Origin of the sequence: Streptomyces sp. 6N223 (genome assembly GCF_052246635.1) — a bacterium.
In the GTDB taxonomy this organism is placed as follows: Bacteria; Actinomycetota; Actinomycetes; order Streptomycetales; family Streptomycetaceae; genus Streptomyces.
Window position 1 is genome coordinate 33,646 of the sequence record NZ_JBQQCA010000005.1, and the last position, 17,882, is coordinate 51,527.

18 protein-coding genes and 1 pseudogene are annotated in these 17,882 nt (G+C 72.8%); 10 read left to right on the forward strand and 9 right to left on the reverse strand.

Going from position 1 to position 17,882, the window contains the following annotated elements; genetic code table 11:
- Positions 1–69: 69 nt before the first annotated feature.
- Positions 70–996 (reverse strand): NADP-dependent oxidoreductase, encoded by a 927-nt coding sequence (locus ACTWQH_RS05475; protein ID WP_443285326.1) that lies wholly within the window; start codon positions 994–996, stop codon positions 70–72.
- A gap of 148 nt (positions 997–1,144) precedes the next feature.
- On the opposite strand from ACTWQH_RS05475, the gene ACTWQH_RS05480 reads away from it, so the two are divergent.
- Positions 1,145–1,657 (forward strand): nitroreductase/quinone reductase family protein, encoded by a 513-nt coding sequence (locus ACTWQH_RS05480; RefSeq protein ID WP_443285182.1) that lies wholly within the window; start codon positions 1,145–1,147, stop codon positions 1,655–1,657.
- An 8-nt stretch (positions 1,658–1,665) separates the two neighbouring features.
- On the opposite strand, the gene ACTWQH_RS05485 is transcribed toward ACTWQH_RS05480, so the two are convergent.
- Positions 1,666–2,436, reverse strand: a complete 771-nt coding sequence (locus ACTWQH_RS05485; RefSeq protein WP_443285183.1) for an AfsR/SARP family transcriptional regulator — start codon at positions 2,434–2,436, stop codon at positions 1,666–1,668.
- A gap of 582 nt (positions 2,437–3,018) precedes the next feature.
- Between ACTWQH_RS05485 and ACTWQH_RS05490 the strand changes: the two genes are divergently transcribed.
- The 3 genes and pseudogenes from ACTWQH_RS05490 to ACTWQH_RS05500 all read left to right on the forward strand — a co-directional run.
- Complete coding sequence (locus ACTWQH_RS05490; protein ID WP_443285184.1) at positions 3,019–3,816, forward strand: sensor histidine kinase; 798 nt, start codon at positions 3,019–3,021, stop codon at positions 3,814–3,816.
- On the forward strand, positions 3,816–4,502 hold the full coding sequence (locus tag ACTWQH_RS05495; protein WP_443285185.1) for a response regulator: 687 nt from the start codon (positions 3,816–3,818) through the stop codon (positions 4,500–4,502). Before ACTWQH_RS05490 ends, ACTWQH_RS05495 begins: the two co-directional genes overlap by 1 nt.
- Before the next feature lie 196 nt (positions 4,503–4,698).
- Positions 4,699–4,779, forward strand: a pseudogene (locus tag ACTWQH_RS05500) (hypothetical protein); the annotation flags it as partial.
- 69 nt (positions 4,780–4,848) lie between these two features.
- On the opposite strand, the gene ACTWQH_RS05505 reads toward ACTWQH_RS05500, so the two are convergent.
- The gene (locus tag ACTWQH_RS05505) at positions 4,849–5,946 is read right to left on the reverse strand and encodes a sigma-70 family RNA polymerase sigma factor (RefSeq protein WP_443285186.1); all 1,098 of its coding nucleotides are present in this window, start codon (positions 5,944–5,946) and stop codon (positions 4,849–4,851) included.
- Positions 5,947–6,076: 130 nt separating this feature from the next.
- On the opposite strand from ACTWQH_RS05505, the gene ACTWQH_RS05510 reads away from it, so the two are divergent.
- Positions 6,077–7,678, forward strand: coding sequence for a protein kinase domain-containing protein (locus ACTWQH_RS05510; RefSeq protein ID WP_443285187.1), 1,602 nt, complete (start codon positions 6,077–6,079; stop codon positions 7,676–7,678).
- Positions 7,679–7,682: 4 nt separating this feature from the next.
- Here ACTWQH_RS05510 and ACTWQH_RS05515 read toward each other — a convergent pair whose 3' ends face one another.
- The 6 genes from ACTWQH_RS05515 to ACTWQH_RS05540 form a co-directional block, all read right to left on the reverse strand.
- Positions 7,683–8,567 carry an Fpg/Nei family DNA glycosylase gene (locus ACTWQH_RS05515; RefSeq protein WP_443285188.1) on the reverse strand — a complete coding sequence of 295 codons (885 nt, stop codon included), beginning with the start codon at positions 8,565–8,567 and terminating at the stop codon, positions 7,683–7,685.
- Positions 8,568–8,679: 112 nt separating this feature from the next.
- Positions 8,680–8,994, reverse strand: coding sequence for a DUF4229 domain-containing protein (locus ACTWQH_RS05520; protein WP_443285189.1), 315 nt, complete (start codon positions 8,992–8,994; stop codon positions 8,680–8,682).
- A 47-nt stretch (positions 8,995–9,041) separates the two neighbouring features.
- Positions 9,042–9,608 carry a GNAT family N-acetyltransferase gene (locus ACTWQH_RS05525; protein ID WP_443285190.1) on the reverse strand — a complete coding sequence of 189 codons (567 nt, stop codon included), beginning with the start codon at positions 9,606–9,608 and terminating at the stop codon, positions 9,042–9,044.
- 10 nt (positions 9,609–9,618) lie between these two features.
- Positions 9,619–10,788: an aminofutalosine synthase MqnE gene (gene mqnE / locus ACTWQH_RS05530; RefSeq protein ID WP_443285191.1), complete on the reverse strand. Its 1,170-nt coding sequence runs from the start codon at positions 10,786–10,788 to the stop codon at positions 9,619–9,621.
- Between the two features lie 43 nt (positions 10,789–10,831).
- Positions 10,832–11,293 (reverse strand): Lrp/AsnC family transcriptional regulator, encoded by a 462-nt coding sequence (locus tag ACTWQH_RS05535; RefSeq protein ID WP_443285192.1) that lies wholly within the window; start codon positions 11,291–11,293, stop codon positions 10,832–10,834.
- Between the two features lie 67 nt (positions 11,294–11,360).
- Complete coding sequence (locus tag ACTWQH_RS05540) at positions 11,361–12,065, reverse strand: UbiX family flavin prenyltransferase (protein ID WP_443285193.1); 705 nt, start codon at positions 12,063–12,065, stop codon at positions 11,361–11,363.
- Positions 12,066–12,215: 150 nt separating this feature from the next.
- Between ACTWQH_RS05540 and ACTWQH_RS05545 the strand changes: the two genes are divergently transcribed.
- The 5 genes from ACTWQH_RS05545 to ACTWQH_RS05565 all read left to right on the forward strand — a co-directional run bounded on the left by ACTWQH_RS05545 (position 12,216) and on the right by ACTWQH_RS05565 (position 17,880).
- Entirely contained in the window at positions 12,216–13,514 is a 1,299-nt protein-coding gene (locus ACTWQH_RS05545) for a hypothetical protein (protein ID WP_443285194.1), read from the forward strand.
- Between the two features lie 70 nt (positions 13,515–13,584).
- Positions 13,585–14,235 (forward strand): rhomboid family intramembrane serine protease, encoded by a 651-nt coding sequence (locus ACTWQH_RS05550; protein WP_443285195.1) that lies wholly within the window; start codon positions 13,585–13,587, stop codon positions 14,233–14,235.
- Positions 14,211–14,861 carry an O-methyltransferase gene (locus ACTWQH_RS05555; protein WP_443285196.1) on the forward strand — a complete coding sequence of 217 codons (651 nt, stop codon included), beginning with the start codon at positions 14,211–14,213 and terminating at the stop codon, positions 14,859–14,861. Before ACTWQH_RS05550 ends, ACTWQH_RS05555 begins: the two co-directional genes overlap by 25 nt.
- Positions 14,862–15,296: 435 nt before the next feature.
- Positions 15,297–17,249: an AMP-dependent synthetase/ligase gene (locus ACTWQH_RS05560; RefSeq protein ID WP_443285197.1), complete on the forward strand. Its 1,953-nt coding sequence runs from the start codon at positions 15,297–15,299 to the stop codon at positions 17,247–17,249.
- Complete coding sequence (locus ACTWQH_RS05565) at positions 17,239–17,880, forward strand: hypothetical protein (RefSeq protein WP_443285198.1); 642 nt, start codon at positions 17,239–17,241, stop codon at positions 17,878–17,880. Before ACTWQH_RS05560 ends, ACTWQH_RS05565 begins: the two co-directional genes overlap by 11 nt.
- The last annotated feature ends 2 nt before the right edge of the window (positions 17,881–17,882 follow it).

Consider the following 17,882-nt stretch of genomic DNA (forward strand, 5'->3'; position numbering starts at 1 on the left):
GGACGCCGCCGGGCGGGTGCCGGGCGTAGCGGCTCACAGCCAGGCCAGCTCACACCACCTCAGGCCACCTCACGCCACCTCGAGCACGATCTTTCCGGTGGTGTGGCCCGTGGCGATCAGCTCGAACGCCTCGGCCACCCGCTCCAGCGGCAGCGTCCGCGTCACGGTCACCTTCAGCGCGCCCCCGGCGGCGAGTTCGGCCAGCCGGGCCAGCTCGGCGTGGTCCGGCTCCACCAGCATGGGAACGCCGCGTCGCCCGTCCGCGCCCGCGATCGGCTGCGGCGGTCCGCCCGCCACCCGCACCAGCGTGCCCCCGGGTCGCAGCGCGGGCAGCAGCCGGGCCGTCTCCTCGCCCCCCAGCAGGTCGAGGATCACGTCGGCCCCCGACACGGCCTCGGACTCGGCCACGTCGGTCGTGGTGTAGTCGATGACCTCGGCCGCGCCGAGCTTCCGCACGAACTCGTGCTTGGCCGCGCTCGCCGTGCCCGTCACCGTGGCTCCCAGCGCCACCGCGAGCTGCACCGCCAGGTGGCCGACCCCGCCGGCCGCCGCCGTCACCACCACGCGCTGGCCGGGCTCGACGCGGGCGATGTCCACCAGCGCCTGCCAGGCCGTCAGCCCGGCCAGCGGCAGCGCCGCCGCCTCGGCGTGGCCGAGGGCCGCGGGCTTGGCCACCAGGTGCCGGGCCGGGCTGGTGACGTACTCGGCGTAGCAGCCCGCCGGGTGCGGGAAGCGCACCAGGCCGCACACCGCGTCGCCGGGCGCGAAGCGCGTCACCATCGGGCCGACGGCCCGCACCACGCCCGACATCTCCCAGCCAAGCGGGAAGGGGTAGCTCACCGGCAGGCCGCCGCCCACGCTCACCCGCCGGTCCGCCGGGTTGACACCGGCGGCCCTGACCTCCACCAGCACCTCGCCGAGCCACGGCGAGGGCCGGTCCCTCTCCCTCACGCGGACCCCGTCCGCGCCGCCGCCCTCGGCGATGGCCGCCCGCATGACCGCTCCCGTAGCTCCCGTAGCTCCCGTGCCGTCGTTCGTCATCGATCAACTCCGTTGTGGTGGCTGTGTCTTCTTGCTCTTCTTGTGTTGTGTCTTTGGAGGCATCGCGCTGCCGCGGCGCCCCGGGATGTGCTGGGCTGGTCGCATGGCCAGTGACGTGGAGGTCGCGCGGGCTGCCGCCCGGCAGCGCGCGCATGCCTACAACCAACGGATCGTGCGGGCGCTGCGCGAGGGCGGCGGCCGGATCGGCGACGGGTCGCTCATCGACAACGGGCACCTCGTGCTGCTGCTGCACACGACGGGATCGCGCAGCGCCCGCGGCCATCTGACGCCGCTGTACTACACGGTCGACGGCGGCGGCGACGGCGTCGATGGCGGCCACGGCCATGGGCGGATCGTGGTCGTCGCGGCGCGGGGCGGCATGGACAGCAACCCCGACTGGTACTTCAACCTCCTGGCCACCCCCCGGGTGGTCGCCGAGGTCGGCGCCGAGCGGGCGGAGTTCATCGCCCGCCCGGTCACCGACCCCGCCGAGCGCGACCGCCTCTTCCGCCGGCACGCCGACCAGCACCCCGTCTTCGACGACTTCGCGCGGCGCACCCGCCGGCGTTTCCCCGTCATCGTGCTGGAACGGGCCGATCGGCCCGCGCCCGGCTGACAGGCGTGTCAGGCGGCCGCGGCCGGCTGGAGCGCGAGCAACTCGCTGTGCAGCCGCTCCACCTCGGGCGAGGGGTCGATGCCGAGTTCGCGCACGAGCAGCGCCCGCAGCGCGCGGTAGGCGGCCAGCGCCTCCGAGCGTCGGCCGGACTCCCGCAGCGCCTCGATGAGCCGCAGGTGGAAGTACTCGTGGAGCGGGTGAGCGGCCACCAGGTTCCGCAGCTCCGGGACGAGTTCGCGGTGGCGGCCGAGCATGATGTCCGCGTCGATGCGGAGTTCCAGCGTGCGCAGCCGCAGCTCGTCCAGGTAGGTGAGGTAGCCGGAGAGCACAGGCCCGGCGGGGACGTTCGTGAGCGTCGGCCCCCGCCACATCTCCAGCGCCTCGTGCAGCAGCGTGGCCGCCTCGGACGCCTGGCCCCTCCCCAGCGCGGCCCGGCCCCGATCGACGGTCCGCGCGAAGACCTCGGCGTCGATCTGCTCGGCCTGGGCGCGCAGCATGTACCCCGAGGGCATGGTCGCCAGCAGCCCTGCGCCGACCGGCACCGGGCAGTCGCGTTCCAGCATGGCCCTGAGGTGGTAGACGTGAGTTCGCAAGGTGGTCATGGGTCTGCGCGGCAATCGGGCTCCCCACAGCTCTTCCGCGATGGTGCCGAGTTCGACAACCTGGTCGCGTCGCGCCACCAGCAGCGCCAGCACGGTGCGGACCTTCGGGCCGCGCGGCACGTATGCGCCGTTGCTGGTGTGGATCTCAAGCGGCCCGAGCACGCCGAATTTGATCATGATTCCCCTCCTGGCTGTGATGCCTGGTTCAATGCGTAGCAGTCGCCGAGTGGGAGGGACAACGCAGACGCATCGAACGACTCTCCGCATGCCTCCAATGAGGTATCGAGTTGTCCAATCTTGTTTCCGCACAGTCATGGGATTGCTACAAAGTGTGGAGGAACTGAGGAGGACTCAGGTGTATGCTGGTTCCCACCAGGGGGTGAGGCGACCCCGATTCCCGATTAACTACTGGATATGACCGTCCGGTAATCGGAACATCGAGAACCACGCACAACTACGCACAACAGCACAGGCAGGGGGCTTGCTGTGGTACACGGGGTAGCGTCGGCGACCGAGGCCGCCGAGGCGGTGGAATCTCGTCGCCCATCGATCCTGAGCGCGTACGAGAACGAGCTATTCCAGATCGGATCGCCGCTCATCGCGGAGGACCAGATCCGAAGAGGCTGCCTATGGCAGGCGAGTAACGCCATCTCCGACTGCGTTCGCAGTGTCGAGGCCGGGCAGGTGCTGTTAGACACGGGCAATCTGCCTCAGCTGGATCAGATGGTCGACAAGTTCACGGCCATGAATCTCCATCCCATGGACTATGTGCTGGCGTCTCACATCTTTCTGGAGAAGGCGACCTCCGAAATATGCCAGGCACTTCTTGACACCGGAAGCACGCACGCGGTTTTCACCACGGCAACATCGTCGCTGGCGCGCAGCGTCAGCAACCGCATCAGGTTCCTCGCCCGGCTCTACGACTCCAACTCGCTCGACGCCATCGGAGAGATCCGCATGGTGGAGCGACGCCGCCTCGCCCGCGACATCCACGACAACATCGGCAACAGCGTGACCCTCGCGATGCGCCACGCTGACAACGCCATGGCGCGCCGCGACGACCGCGACAGAGTGGACGAGCAGGTCCTCAAGACCCGGCGCGCCCTCACCGAGGCCATGCGCCACATCCAGGACGTGCTGTGCGAACTGCGCGGCCAGGACCCGCTCATCGGCCTCTTCGAGGCGCTGAAGATGTTCGCCGAGCACATCGAGCCGGAGACGATGGAGGTCGACTTCTCCCTGACCGGCGAGGACTGGCGGTTGCCCGACACGAACCGCAAGGAGATCTTCCTCATCATCTGCGAGGCGCTGCGCAACGCCGTGGCCCACTCCGGCGGCGACCGCGTCCGGATCTCGGTGGCGGTCCTCGACCAGGAGGTCTCGGCCGAGGTCGCCGACAACGGGAAGGGCTTCGCCGCCGCGAAGCCCTTCTCCACCGGGTACGGCCTGCGGGCCATGCGCGACAGGGCCGCGCTGCTCGGCGGCACGTGCGAGGTGCTGAGCGCGGTGGGCGACGGGACCCGTGTCCAGGTGTCGATACCCCTGAGGGAGAGGTGATGCGGGCCGCACGGCACCCCCGGCGCATCGGCATCCTCCTCGCCGACGATCACGTCCTCATCCGCGAGACCATGCGGGAAATGCTCCTGGCCACCGACCAGTTCGCGGTGGTCGGCGAGGCGGGCGACGGCGAGGAGGTGGTGACCCTCGCGGCCCGCCTCCAGCCGGAGGTGATCCTCCTCGACATCAGCATGCCGAAGAGCGACCCGGCGCTGACCCTGCGCCGCGTGCTGGCGGCGTCGCGCAGGTCGAAGGTCGTCATCGTCACCATGTACGGCGAGCTGCCGCTGGCCCAGCACATGCTGCGCCACGGCGCCCACGGGTACGTGTCGAAGGCCGCCCGCTCCGACGAGCTGGTGGACGCCATCCTCAGCGTGCTGGCCGGGCACCGCCGCATCGTGGTGTCCATCCCCGAACCCGCCGAGCCGGACGAGGCCGGCGGCGACGCCCGGCCGGAGAGGGGAATGTCCGACCGCGAGATCGAGGTCATCTCGCTGGTGGCCGAGGCGCTGAGCAACCGTCAGATCGCGGTCCGGCTCAACATCACCGAGGGCACCGTCAAACGCCACCTGCGCAACATCTTCGGCAAGCTGGACGCGGTCTCCCGCATCGACGCCGTCAACAAGGCGTTCGCCGCCGGGGTGATCCCCTCCCGCGGCGCGGCCGGATCGCGGGACGCGCTCTAGCCGTTCGGGGCTCGCCGATGAGTTCCGCGGCGACGGACGGTCAGAACATGTGGAGGTGATCGCCGTGGCGTCGCGCGAGGGCGGAGGTGAGGTCGTGTTCGTGGTGCGAGGACCGGTCGAGCGGAAGGACGTGCCCGGCGTGGTGGCGCGCCTGCGTGAGCAGCTCGCCGGTCACGGCGAGGCGACGACGGTCGTGGTGGACGCCCAGGAGCTGGGCCCGGCTAGCGCCGCCGCGCTGGACCTGCTGGCACGGATACGCCTCACCGCGGGCCCCCGGCCCGTGCGTTTCACGAACGTGCCGCGGCGCCTCAAGGATCTGATGGAGTGGGTCGGTCTGGGTCACCTCTTACGAGTCGAGCCGGGGCGGCATGCCGAACAGGGGGAAGAAGTGCGGGGTGTCGGGCGCGGCGGCGTCGGCGGCGAGCCGTCCCTCGTTGGTCTCGATGAACTTCTGGGCCTCGGGTGTGAGGAAGACGGTGATGTCGCTGACCCGGCCCCCGGTGATCTCTAGCACCTGCATCGCCCACGGCATGTACCCGCCGCCGCCGTCCCACGCCACGCGGTACTGCGCGAAGGCGGGGGAGCCGTTCGCCCACGTCGGTATGAGCCGGGAGCCGCGGCAGGCTATGCCGGGGCCCAGCATCCAGCCGCGGATATCGGCCGGCCCGCGCAGCCACAGGTCGTATGGCGGCATGGACTGGGTGGCGTCCTCGTGCAGCAGTGAGGTCAGGGACTCCATGTCATAGCGCTCGAAGGCGTCGATGTACCGGGTGAGCAGCTCCTTGTGGTCCTGTGACAGCGCCGCCTGGCCGGGCGTGTCGGAGCCGGGCGCGTCAGAGCCGGGCGCGTCAGAGGAAGCGGCCCCCGTCAGGCCGGTGGCCGACAAGGTGGCGCGCGCCCGCTGCAGGGCGCTGTTGACCGAGGCCACCGAGGTGCCCAGCAGCTCCGCCACCTCGCTCGCCCGCCAGCTCAGCACCTCGCGCAGGATCAGCACGGCACGCTGCCGGGGCGGCAGGTGCTGGAGCGCCGCGATGAGGGCCAGCCGCACCGAGTCGCGCGTCTCGGCCCGCTCGGCCGGGTCGCTCGGCAGCGCGCGGGTGTCCGGCATCGGCTCCACCCACGCCGTCTCCGGCAGCGGCGGGCTCAGCGACGCCGAGCCCGGCGACACCGGGGACGACAGGTCCATCGGCCGGGCCCGGCGCTTGCTGCCGTCCAGCATCGTCAGGCAGACGTTGCTCGCGATGCGGTACAGCCAGGAGCGGAGCGAGGAGCGCCCCTCGAACCGGTCGTACGCCCGCCAGGCGCGGACCATGGTCTCCTGCACGGCGTCCTCCGCCTCGAACGCCGAGCCCAGCATGCGATAGCAGAACCCGGTGAGCTCGGCGCGGTGCCGCTCCAGCTCGGCCTCCACGGGAGGCTCGGTGGTGGTGGTCGTGGTGTTCATCTCGGTCTCCCCTCGGTGTGGTCCACCGTAACCAGGGGGTCTGACAATGGCCCCCACCCCGACCCCCCGATCTGTGCCGTGTCGCGCCCCCGCCCCTTACAGTTGGCTCGACGGAAGGGGGTTCGTCGGGATGTCCGGGGAGCAGCAGCACCAGGTGCTGGACGGCCGGTACCGGATCGGACAGTTGCTGGGCGAAGGCGGCATGGGCAGCGTGTGGGAGGCGCTGGACCTGCGGCTGGAGCGGCGCGTGGCGGTGAAGGTCGTCGGCGCGGGGATCGGCACCGGCACCATGGGGCGCGACCCGAGGCTCGCCGACCGCTTCGAGCGCGAGGCCAAGCTGCTGGCCGCGCTCTCCAGCCCCTACATCGTCACCGTCCACGACGTGGGCGAGGGCCGCTTCGACGGGCAGTCCGTCCTCTACCTGGTGATGGAACGCCTCACCGGCCGCTCGCTCGACCAGGTGCTGGCCGCCGAGCTGCCGCCGCTGGCCGACGTGGCCCGCTGGGGGGAGCAGATCTGCCGGGCCCTGGCCGTGGCCCACGCCTCCGGCGTCGTCCACCGCGACCTCAAGCCGGCCAACGTCATGGTCGAGCCCGACGGCCTGGCCCGCGTCCTCGACTTCGGCATCGCCGCCGTCCTCGCCGAGTCCAGCGACCACGCCCGCCTGACCTCCACCGGCGTGGTCGTCGGCACCCCCGCCTACATGTCGCCCGAGCAGATAGAGGGCGGCACCGTCGAGGCCCGCAGCGACCTGTACTCGCTGGGCTGCGTGCTGTACGCGCTGGCCACCGGCCGTCCCCCCTTCCACGGCGACTCGCTCTACCAGCTGCTGCGCCAGCAGATGGAGCAGGAGGCGCCGCCGCCGAGCTCGCTGCGCCCCGAGCTGCCGCGCGCCTGGGACGAGCTGATCACGGCGTTGCTCGCCAAGCGCCCGGAGCGGCGGCCCCGCAACGCCGCGGAGACCGCCGAGCGGCTGCGCGAGCTGTCGGTGACCACGGCGGCATCGGCGGCCACGGTGGGCTCGGCGGCCGTGGCGGCCACGGCAGCCTCGGCGGCCACGGCCCGGCTGCCCGCCGGCTCGCTCACCAGCTCGGGCGCGTACCAGCCGACGCGGGTCGACCCCCGGGCGGTGCTGCTCGCCAGCTGCCCGCAGCCCGGCGGCGGGCGGCTGCCGCTGGCCACCGGGCAGCGGATGCGCCTGGAGGACGTGCTGCCGGGCGTGGGGAACTTCACCGTCGGCGTCGACTGGGGCGTGCCCGACGGCGTCGAGATGGAGGTGGACGCCAGCGCGCTGGTGGTCGACGGGGAAGGCCAGCTGCTGTCGGACGACCACTTCGTCTTCTACAACAACCCCGGCAGGCGCAAGCACGGCATCCGGCTGACGGACGCCGAGCCGGAGGCCCGCTTCGCGATCGAGCTGCCGTGGCTGGAGGCGCAGGCGCGCGCCAGCCGCGTGCTGTTCACGCTCTCCATTCACGAGGCAGAGGCGCGCGGCCAGGACCTCGCGATGGTGCGCCGGCCCCACATCCGGCTGCTGGAATCCGGCGGCGGCGAGCTGCTGTGCTACGGCTTCCCCATCGGGCCGGCGCGCTGCGCCGGTATGACCCTGGGCGAGCTGGCCCGCGACGACGACGGGGAGGGCTGGGCGTTCACGGCGGTCAGCCGTGGCTACGTCGGCGGGCTGGCGGAGATCGTCGAGGAGCACGGCCTCGAGGTCGCGGCCGGAGCCTGAGCGCTCACTTCAGCAGCCGCGACATGCGGCGGTCGGCGAGCGGCTTGCCGCCGGTCTGGCAGGCGGGGCAGTACTGGAGGGAGGAGTCGGCGAACGACACCTCCCGGATGGTGTCCCCGCACACCGGGCACGGCTGCCCGGTGCGGCCGTGGACCCGCAGCCCGCTCTTCTTCTCCGCCTTCAGCCGCCCGGCGGCCAGCCCTCGCGACCGCTCCACCGCCTCGCGCAGCGTCGCCGTCATCGCCGCGTACAGCCCGGCCGCCTCCTCGTGCGTCAGGCGCGCCGCCAGCCGATACGGCGACATGCGGGCCGCGTGCAGGATCTCGTCGGAGTAGGCGTTGCCGACGCCGGCCAGCACGCTCTGGTCGCGCAGCACGCCCTTGATCTGGCGCCGCTCGCCGGCGAGCAGCGCGGCGAACGCCTCCGGCGTGAACGCCGGGTCGAGCGGGTCCGGGCCGAGCCGCGCTATGCCCGGCACCTCCTCGGGCCTCCGCACGACGTAGACCGCCAGGCGCTTCTGCGTGCCCTGCTCGGTGAGGTCGAAGCCGCCGCCCGCGTCGTCGTCGAGGGCGACGCGCAGCGCCAGCGGCCCCTTGCCGCCGGGCCGCGGCGGCGCCTTCGGCAGCGCGTCGTGCCAGCGCAGCCACCCGGCCCTCGCGAGGTGGATCACCAGGTGCGGGCCCTCCTCGCCGTCCTCGGCGGTGGCGATGTCGAGGAACTTCCCGTGCCGGGCCACGCCGCTCACCGCCCGCCCCTCCACGGCCGACAGCGGCGGGTCGTAGGTCTTGAGGACGTGGAAGGCGACCGGCATCGCGCGCGTGACGGTCCGGCCGACCAGGTGATCGGTCAGAAACGATCGCAACGCCTCGACCTCGGGCAGTTCGGGCATACGCCCACGCTACCCAGACCTGGCCGCCCGCGGGAGACAGGTCGTGGTCGTCGTCGACGACGGCGCTCGAGGATGCCCTCCCGGGCCGCGACGACCCCGGGCGCCGCAAGCGCTACGCGCGCGCCGCATCGTCGTCCGTGTCCTCCATCGTGCGGTTGGCGTTGAGGCGCTCGCGGGCGCGCTCGACGCTGCCGGTTATCTGCTCGGACATCGCGTCCCGCTGGCGGCGCAGCAGCACGAAGCTGATGGGGGCCGAGACGACGATCGACAGCAGCGTGATCCACAGCGGGTTGGAGGCGCCGACACCCTCGGGCAGCACACCGACGTAAGCGAGCACGGCGATCACGACGAAGCAGGCGGCGAAGACGGCCAGCCGCAGCGCGGTGTACCGCAGGGCCGCGTGCCGTGTGGCGGGCATTGCGGACATGAGCCCAGTGAAGCACAGGGCTCCGACAGCCCCGGTCCAGGGGCGGCCTAGGCCGGGGGTGCCAGGGGCAGCCACATCGTGACGTCGTCGCGGAAGTCGTCCTCGCCCACCCGTATCGCGCCGGGCGCCCGGCCGATCTCCCGGTAGCCGCAGGAGGCGTAGAAGCGCTCGAGCCCCAGGCCGCCCCGGCAGGTGAGGCGTATCCCGGCGACGCCCTCCATGCCGCGCGCCGCCGAGGCCGCCGCCGCCATCAGCTCGCGGCCCGTGCCCTGACCCTGCCAGTCCGGGTGCACCATCACCGTCTTCAGCCACACCCAGTGCCGCATCAGCCGGTGCTCGTTGAGGACGAAGAACGCCGTCGCCGCCAGCCGGCCGCTCTCGCTGAAGCCGACCAGCGGGCGGGTGGTGCCCTCGGACACGCCGACCAGGTGGCGGCGCAGGTCCCCCCGCACGTCCTCGACCGTGACGGGCGGCAGGAAGCCGACCGCCCCGCCGGCGTTGGTCACCTCCGCCCACAGCACCTCGAGGCTCTCCCGGAGCTGCTGGGTGACCGGCGGGTCGAGGATGTAACGCAGGCGGCGCCCGGTGCTGGGCGTGCGCGTCGTGGTGGTCATCGCGTCCGCCTCACAGCCGCATCGGCTGCGGAGACTCGCGCCGCCCCGGGTCCGGGCCGTCGTACTCGCGCACCACCTCGTACCGCGTGTTCCGCTCCACCGGACGGAACCCCGCGTCGCGGATCAGCTCCAGCAGGTCGTCCCGGGTCAGCTTGTCCGGCGTGCCGAAGTTGTCCGCGTCGTGCGTGATCTTGTACTCGACGACCGAGCCGTCCATGTCGTCGGCCCCGTGCTGCAACGCCAGCTGCGCGGTCTGCACGCCGTGCATCACCCAGAAGACCTTCACATGCGGCACGTTGTCGAACAGCAGCCGCGAGACCGCGAAGGTCTTCAGCGCCTCCGCGCCCGTCGCCATCCGCGTGCGCGCCTGGAGCGTGTTGCGCACCTTGCCGTCCTTCTTCACGTCCGCGAAGTCGTGCTGGTAGCGCAGCGGGATGAAGACCTGGAAGCCGCCGGTCTCGTCCTGGAGCTCGCGCAGCCGCAGCACGTGGTCCACGCGGTGGCGCGGCTCCTCGATGTGTCCGTACAGCATGGTGCACGGCGTCTTCAGGCCCTTCGCGTGCGCGAGCCGGTGGATGCGCGACCAGTCCTCCCAGTGGGTGCGGTGGTCGACGATCTGCTGCCGGATCTCCCAGTCGAAGATCTCCGCGCCGCCGCCCGTCAGCGACTCCAGGCCCGCGTCGATCAGCTCGTCGAGGATCTCGGAGGCGGGCAGCCCGGAGATCGACTCGAAATGGTGGATCTCCGTCGCGGTGAACGCCTTGAGCGAGACGCCGTCGCCCAGCTCCTCCTTCAGGGCCCGCAGCGAGCGCGGGTAGTAGCGCCAGGGCAGCGTCGGGTGCAGGCCGTTGACGATGTGCAGCTCCGTCAGGCCGTCGCCCTCCATGGCGCGGGCCAGCCGGACCGCCTCCTCGATGCGCATCGTGTAGGCGTCCTTTTCGCCCGGCTTGCGCTGGAAGGAGCAGTAAGCGCAGGAGGCGGTGCAGACGTTCGTCATGTTGAGGTGACGGTTGACGTTGAAGTAGACGACGTCGCCGTTCAGCTTCGTGCGGACCTCGTGCGCCAGGCCGCCGAGCCACGCCAGGTCGTCGGACTCGTACAGCGCGATCCCGTCCTCGCGGCTGAGCCGCTCCCCGGACCTGACCTTCTCCTCAAGCTCCCGCTTCAACCCCGCGTCCATCCGCGCGCCTCCTCCACCAAGGACCCCAAGGACCGCATCGAGCCTACGCCGCCGCGCCGCCGGGCAGCTCACCGACCCGGTTCTCCCACTTGGTGGAGAGCACGATCGTGGTACGGGTGCGCGAGACGCCCTTGGTGCCCGACAGGCGGCGGATGGTGCGCTCCAGGGCGTCCACGTCCTCGGCGCGGACCTTCAGCATGTACGAGTCCTCGCCCGCGATGAACCAGCAGTCCTCGATCTCGTGCAGCTCGCTCAGCCGGGAGGCGACCTCCTGGTGGTCGACGGCGTCGGAGAGCTGGATGCCGATCAGCGCGGTGACGCCCAGGCCCAGGGAACGGGCGTCCACCGTGGCGCGGTAGCCGGTGATGACGCCGGCGGCCTCGAGTCTGTTGATGCGGTCGGTGACGCTGGGGCCCGAGAGGCCCACGAGGCGGCCGAGCTCGGCATAGGAGGCCCGGCCGTTCTCGCGCAGCGCCTGGATGAGCTGCCTGTCCACCGCGTCCATCACGCAGAGCCTTCCTCGTCCCCTGGCAGATTGCACAGACGAATCTAAGGCATACGCCCCGCGCCACCTACGATGGGTGGCCTCGGCGGCGGGCGGAGCCCAGCTCTCCCGACCAGCGCCGGTACAGCCCGTGCCCGGGTGCGGCGCCCGCGGCGTCCAGCGCGCGGCCCGCGACGAAGTCCACCAGGTCCTGGATGTGGGTGGCCCCGGCATAGAACGCGGGCGCGGCGGGCAGCACGGTCGCGCCCGCCTCGTCGAGCGCGACCAGGTGGCGCAGGGTCGGGCCGGTCAGCGGCGTTTCGCGGACGACGACCACCAGCGGGCGGCGTTCCTTCAGCGTGACGGCGGCGGCGCGTTGCAGCAGGTCCTTGGAGAGGCCGAGCGCCACCCCCGCGACGGCGTCGGTGGAGGCGGGCACGATCAGCATGCCGCGGGCCGGGTAGGAGCCGGAGGACGGGCCGGCCGTCAGGTCGCGCGGCGCCCAGTGCCGCACCCGCGCCAGCGACTCGGGCGGGGTGGGGAAGGTGTCCGGCTTGCCGTCGGCGCCGCGCGCCAGCCAGGCGCGCAGGTCCTCGCGCCAGTGGGCGTCGCGGAAGGATATGCCGGTCTCGTCCAGCAGCGTGAGCCGGGCGGCGCGGCTGATGACGAGGTCCACGGCCTGGCCGACGGCCAGGAGCGCGCGCAGCACGGCGGCGGCGTACGGCGTCCCCGACGCGCCGGATACGCCGACGATCCAGGGCTCGCGCCGGTCTCCGGGCTGGCTTGCTGGCATAACCCGAGGCTAACGGGCCGCTTACTGCTGTGTGACGCCTGTGCCACAGACCGCGCCCCGGCGGCCGGCGGGCGGGGCGCGACATGGACACTTGACGCAGAGCCGACCAACCTGCCAGCCAGCCGACAGTCGAGAGGTAGCGACACCAGCATGAGCGAGTACCGCCGCCGCGCCGCGTTCGGCGCCTGCCTGGCCTGCGTCGTCCTCGCCGCCGGGGCGGTGGCCTGCCAGGCGGAGGGGCGGGCCGCCGAGGGAGGCGGCGGGGAGGAGGCCGGGAAGCTGGCGGGCGAGGTGGAGGACGCCGTCGACGAGCTGCTGGCCTGGGAGGGCGTCACGGCGGAGGCGTCGCTGGCCGCACCCACCGAGCAGGCGTACGAGTACCTGCGGCTCGCCGGCGCCGCCAGCGGCACCCAGCCCACGGCCAACGACGCGCGGCGGCTGACGGACCTGGAGCTGACCGTCACGGCCGGATCGCCGACCGAGAACGCCGTCATGCGCGAGCTGGGCGAGGCCGACCCGCTCTACACCGCGATGACCGTCTCCTTCGGCGGCAACGACGCGCTGGGCCTGAAGAACATCGACGGCGCCACCTACGCCCGCGTGAACCCGGTGGCGATCGCCGAGGACGTGCTCCACCGGGACGAGGCGGAGGTCTCCGAGGCCGAGCGCTTCGCGCGCGACGCCACGCGGCTGCCGGGCTCGCTGTACGTGCCGCGCGAGGCGCTGGCGGGGGAATGGGTGCCGGTCGACCCGTTCCTGTACGGCGCCTACGCCGAGGCGCTGAGCACCGGGGAGACGGCCGTCGTCGAGCCCGGCGTGGCGGAGGACGTGGCGGGCGCGCTGACCGACGCCGGGCCGCTGCTGACGCCCGAGGCGGAGCGGGCGTTCATCGACGGGCTGCGGGCGGCGCTGAGCGGGGAGAACGCCGCCGAGGGCGCCACCTACCGGCGCGCGGGCGGGGCGCGGGGCGCGGAGATCGTCGAGCTGCGGATGCCGGCGGGCGAGGCGTGGCAGGCGCTGGGGCCGCTGCTGACGCTCTTCACCGGACAGGCCGAGCGGTTCGGGGTGCCGCCGGTGATCGCCGAGCCGGCGGGCGAGGCGGCGTCGGAGCCGGTGACCGCCGAGCTGGCGCTCCGCAACGGCGTGCTCAGCGGCGTCACGCTCGACCTGGCCCAGTTCGGGCCCGCGACGGAGGGCGGGGACGGGGACGGAGACGGGGGCGGAGACGGAGACGGGGGCGGGGGCGGGGGCGGGGGCGAGCTGCCGTCGCTGCCGCTGTCGGTGACGCTGACGGGCGGCTCGGCGCTCTCCCTGTCGCCGCCCGCGGGCGAGGTGCTGCGGCCGGAGGACCTGACGCTGTCCCTGCTGTACCTGGAGCAGGAGGCCGAGGAGCGGGACACCGAGCCGGGGCGGGACGTGCTGCCCGGTCCCATGCAGCCGGGCTCGTGAGGCGCCGCGGCGCGCGGCGCGCGCCGCGCCCGGGGCGTTGAATCGGTCCATCCCGGGCAGATCAAAAGGTATGACTGACGGCCTGACGCGCGGGCAGCGCGCCCTGGCGGCGGGGGCGCTGATGCTGGCGTGGCTCGCGGTGATGTGGGTCCTGGCCGCCATGGACGGGAACGCCCCGCGCTGCTGGCGCGGCGACCCCGACCCGCCGCTGGTCTGCGCGTACGGCATCCAGCCGCGGGAGACCTCCTCGCTGCTGGACGTCTACCCGGCGGCGTTCCTGCACTTCGGCGGCGACCATCTCGCGGCGAACGCCGTGCCGCTGCTGATCTTCGGCTTCCTGGCGGCGCTGCGCGGCATCGGGCGCTTCCTCGCCGTCTGCGCGGTGATCATCACCGCCTCGGGTCTCGGCGTGTGGCTGACGGCGTCCCCCGACTCGCTGACCGCCGGGGCCTCGGGCGTCGTCTTCGGCCTCTTCGGCTACCTGCTGACGCGCGGCTTCGTGGAGCGGAACGCGCTGGACATCACGGTCGGCGTCGTCGTGCTGCTGTGCTACGGCTCGATCCTGTGGGGCGCGCTGCCCCTGACCGCCCCGGACGACGTCTCCTGGCAGGGGCATCTCTTCGGGCTGGCCGGCGGCGTCCTCGCGGCGCGGTGGCTGCGGCGGCGCGGTCAGTCCGACGGCGTAGGGTCGCGGGCATGGAGATCACCCACCCGGCCCTGACGGAGTACCTGCTCGCCCACGCCACGCCGCCCGCCGACGAGGTGCTGCGGGACCTCGCGGAGGAGACGCGCCGCACGCTGCCGCAATTCACCGGCATGCAGATCACGCAGGACGAGGGCGCGTTCCTCACGCTGCTGGCGCGGCTGGTCGGCGCCCGCCAGGCCGTGGAGGTCGGCACCTTCACGGGATACTCCGCGATCTGCGTCGCCCGCGCCCTCCCGAAGGACGGGCGGCTGCTGGCGTGCGACGTCAACGAGGAGTGGACGGCCATCGCGCGGCGGTACTGGGAGCGCGCCGGCCTCGCCGGCCGCATCGAGCTGCGGCTCGCCCCGGCGGCCGAGACACTGCGGGCGCTGCCCGCGGAGGAGACGATCGACTTCGCGTTCATCGACGCCGACAAGGAAGGCTACCCGCTGTACTACGAGGAGCTGGTCACGCGGCTGCGGCCCGGCGGCGTGATCGTGCTGGACAACGTGCTGCGCGCGGGGCGCGTCGTCGATCCGGCGGCGCAGGACCCGGCGGACCGGGCGATCCGGGAGATCAACGACACGATCGCGCGCGACGAGCGGGTGGAGTCCGTGATACTGCCGCTGCGCGACGGCGTGACGGTGGCGCGCAAGCGCTAGGTGCGTTGCCCTGTCCGGGGGCGTTGCGACGCACGCCCGGGCGGGGGCGCGTCGGCCACGTCCCGGCGAGGGAGGGCGGAGCCCTCCAGCGCTGGAGCCGCGACGAGTCACTGCGGCGCCCCGCCGGAAGCGGCGGTTCGACGGCGAGGGCACCGCGCTTCGCGGGGGGACGCGGCTCGAAGCGCTGAGAGCACCCTGACCCGTGCGTTGAAATGATTCAAGGCTGCTCCTGTGCCCGTTTGGTGAAGCAGATCGAAAGGCGAGCATCAGGGGTCGATTCCAGCCCCAAGCGTCACGGCTCGTGACGGTCCCGTGAAGGTGCTGATGACGCGGGTGGCTGAAAGCCTTTCAACGTGCAGAATGCAATTCTCACTTCAGTCCCGTCGCGTTCCCCGGCATCCGCCGTTCCGGGTCAGAGCCGTTCCGGGAGGGCCCATGGCGCGCACCCAGGTCGTCACCACCGACACCCACGCCCCCTTCACGCCCCCACCCGTCGTCCGCCCCCAGCTCCGCAGGGAGTACGGCATGGTCGTCGAGGCGGCCGTGCCCCCGCTCGTGCCCCCCGCCGAGCAGGGCAGCCTGGCCGACATCCCCTTCCTCAACGCCCGCCAGGCGCCCGACGAGACCGTCATCAGCCGCAAGCAGCCCGACGGAACCTGGCGCGACATCACCTGCGCCGAGTTCGCCGACGAGGTGATGGCCGTCGCCAAGGGCCTCATCGCCCACGGCCTGCGCCCCGGCGACCGCCTGGCCATCATGTCCCGCACCCGCTACGAGTGGACCCTCCTCGACTTCGCCGCCTGGGCCGCCGGCCTGATCACCGTCCCCATCTACCCCACCTCCTCCGCCCACCAGGTCGCCTGGATCCTGCGCGACGCCGGCATCCGCGCCTGCGCCGTGGAACAAATCGACGAGGCCCGCACCCTCACCACCCTCCGCCACGAGCTGCCCGAGCTGCGCCACCTGTGGCAGCTCACCGCCATCGCCGGTGCCGACCAGACCACCATCGCCCACATCGCCGCCGTCGGCCGCGACATCCCCGACTCCGCCGTCACCGAACGCCGCGCGCTCCTCGCCCCCTGGCACGCCGCCACCCTCATCTACACCTCCGGCACCACCGGCACCCCCAAGGGCTGCGTCATCACCCACGGCAACCTCCTCGCCGAGGTCGACAACGCCATCGAGCTGCTCTACCCGATCTTCCGCGAGATCACCGACGAGCCCGCCGCCACCCTCCTCTTCCTCCCCCTCGCCCACGTGCTGGGCCGCATCGTCGCCATCGGCTGCGTCCGCGCCCGCGTCCGCCTCGGCCACGCACCCAGCATCCGCACCGAGCACCTGCTGGCCGACCTCGCCGGCTTCAAGCCGACCTTCCTCTTCGCCATCCCCTACCTGCTGGAGAAGGTCTACAACACCGGCCGCGCCACCGCCGAGAACATGGGCCGCGCCGCCTCCTTCGACCGCGCCGCCAAGATCGCCCAGCGCTACGGCGCCGCCGCCGAGGCCCGGCAGCACGGCCAGGGCCCCGGCCCCGGCGTGGCGCTGCGGACCGCCCGCGCCCTGTACGACGCCCTCGTCTACCGTCGCGTGCGGGCCGCCCTCGGCGGCCACATCAAGCAGGTCATCTGCGGCGGCTCGCCGCTGGGCCGGCGCCTCGCGGCGTTCTACGAGGGCGCCGGCATCAACGTCTACGAGGGCTACGGCCTCACCGAGACCACCGCCGCCGCCACGCTCACCCCGCCCAACGCCCAGCGCATGGGCACCGTCGGCTGGCCCCTGCCCGGCACCGCGATCCGCATCGCCCCCGACGGCGAGGTCCTCGTGCGCGGCGCCCAGGTCTTCGCCGGCTACTGGGACGCCGCCCACGCCCAGGTCGTCCCCGCCCTCGACGACGACGGCTGGCTGCCCACCGGCGACCTCGGCTCCCTCGACGACGACGGCTACCTCCTCATCACCGGCCGCAAGAAGGACCTCATCGTCACCTCCGCCGGCAAGAACATCGCGCCCGCGCCGCTGGAGGACTGCATGCGGGCCCACCCCCTGATCAGCCAGTGTCTGGTCATCGGCGAGGACCGCCCCTACCTGACCGCCCTCATCACCCTCGACGCCGACGGCCTCGCCCACTGGCGCCAGATCACCGGCCGCCGCGACCCCATCGACCGGCTGCGCGACGACCCCGAGCTGCTGCGCCACATCCAGCGCGCCGTCGACGACGCCAACAGCCTCGTCTCGACCCCCGAGTCGGTCCGCCGCTTCCGCGTCCTCACCCGCGACTTCACCATCGAGTCCGGCCACCTCACCCCCTCGCTGAAGCTGCGCCGCGCCGCGGTGCTGCGCGACTACGCGGCGGAGGTAGAAAGGCTGTATGACCCCAGGCATGGACACTAGACCGGCGCTGGACCACGTCCGGTGGATCGGCGGCGGCACCGGCGCGGGCAAGAGCACCGTCGTCGCCCTGCTCGCCCGCCACCACGACGTCAGGGTCTACGACGGCGACCGCGGCGAGGCGGCGTACATCGACCGCGCCACGCCCGAACGCCAGCCCCGCCTCCACGCCCTCGCCCGCATGAACCCGGCCGAGAAGTGGCTCGCCCGCCCCGTCGAGGAGTTCTACGCCGAGATGCCGAGCCTGCACGGCGAGACGTTCCCCCTCGTCGTGGAGGACCTGCTGACCCTTCCCGCCCACCGGCCCGTGCTCGTCGACGACTTCCGCACCCTGCCGCGCCACGTCGCGCCCCTGCTGCCCAGGCCCGAGTACGCCGTCTTCCTGCTGCCCACGCCCGACTTCCGCCGCGAGGCCCTCACTCGCCGCTATGCCGACCCCGGCCGCGCCCGCGCCAACTGGGGCGACGCCGACCCCGCCGAGATGCTGCGCCGCCGCCTCGCCCGCGACGAGCTGTGGGACGCCGAGGTACGCCGCCAGGCGCGCGAGGAATCCCTCTCCGTCATCGACGTCGACGGCCACACCAGCCCCGAGGCCCTCGCCGCCCGCCTTGCCGCCGCCTTCGCCCTGACGTGACG

What these genes read in the sequence shown, in the direction of transcription:
- ACTWQH_RS05475 (WP_443285326.1), bottom strand. Translation starts at nt 996, where the DNA reads ATGCGGGCGGCCATCGCCGAGGGCGGCGGCGCGGACGGGGTCCGCGTG.
- ACTWQH_RS05480 (WP_443285182.1), top strand. Translation starts at nt 1,145, where the DNA reads ATGGCCAGTGACGTGGAGGTCGCGCGGGCTGCCGCCCGGCAGCGCGCG.
- ACTWQH_RS05485 (WP_443285183.1), bottom strand. Translation starts at nt 2,436, where the DNA reads ATGATCAAATTCGGCGTGCTCGGGCCGCTTGAGATCCACACCAGCAAC.
- ACTWQH_RS05490 (WP_443285184.1), top strand. Translation starts at nt 3,019, where the DNA reads ATGGACTATGTGCTGGCGTCTCACATCTTTCTGGAGAAGGCGACCTCC.
- ACTWQH_RS05495 (WP_443285185.1), top strand. Translation starts at nt 3,816, where the DNA reads ATGCGGGCCGCACGGCACCCCCGGCGCATCGGCATCCTCCTCGCCGAC.
- ACTWQH_RS05505 (WP_443285186.1), bottom strand. Translation starts at nt 5,946, where the DNA reads ATGAACACCACGACCACCACCACCGAGCCTCCCGTGGAGGCCGAGCTG.
- ACTWQH_RS05510 (WP_443285187.1), top strand. Translation starts at nt 6,077, where the DNA reads ATGTCCGGGGAGCAGCAGCACCAGGTGCTGGACGGCCGGTACCGGATC.
- ACTWQH_RS05515 (WP_443285188.1), bottom strand. Translation starts at nt 8,567, where the DNA reads ATGCCCGAACTGCCCGAGGTCGAGGCGTTGCGATCGTTTCTGACCGAT.
- ACTWQH_RS05520 (WP_443285189.1), bottom strand. Translation starts at nt 8,994, where the DNA reads ATGTCCGCAATGCCCGCCACACGGCACGCGGCCCTGCGGTACACCGCG.
- ACTWQH_RS05525 (WP_443285190.1), bottom strand. Translation starts at nt 9,608, where the DNA reads ATGACCACCACGACGCGCACGCCCAGCACCGGGCGCCGCCTGCGTTAC.
- mqnE (WP_443285191.1), bottom strand. Translation starts at nt 10,788, where the DNA reads ATGGACGCGGGGTTGAAGCGGGAGCTTGAGGAGAAGGTCAGGTCCGGG.
- ACTWQH_RS05535 (WP_443285192.1), bottom strand. Translation starts at nt 11,293, where the DNA reads ATGGACGCGGTGGACAGGCAGCTCATCCAGGCGCTGCGCGAGAACGGC.
- ACTWQH_RS05540 (WP_443285193.1), bottom strand. Translation starts at nt 12,065, where the DNA reads ATGCCAGCAAGCCAGCCCGGAGACCGGCGCGAGCCCTGGATCGTCGGC.
- ACTWQH_RS05545 (WP_443285194.1), top strand. Translation starts at nt 12,216, where the DNA reads ATGAGCGAGTACCGCCGCCGCGCCGCGTTCGGCGCCTGCCTGGCCTGC.
- ACTWQH_RS05550 (WP_443285195.1), top strand. Translation starts at nt 13,585, where the DNA reads ATGACTGACGGCCTGACGCGCGGGCAGCGCGCCCTGGCGGCGGGGGCG.
- ACTWQH_RS05555 (WP_443285196.1), top strand. Translation starts at nt 14,211, where the DNA reads ATGGAGATCACCCACCCGGCCCTGACGGAGTACCTGCTCGCCCACGCC.
- ACTWQH_RS05560 (WP_443285197.1), top strand. Translation starts at nt 15,297, where the DNA reads ATGGCGCGCACCCAGGTCGTCACCACCGACACCCACGCCCCCTTCACG.
- ACTWQH_RS05565 (WP_443285198.1), top strand. Translation starts at nt 17,239, where the DNA reads ATGGACACTAGACCGGCGCTGGACCACGTCCGGTGGATCGGCGGCGGC.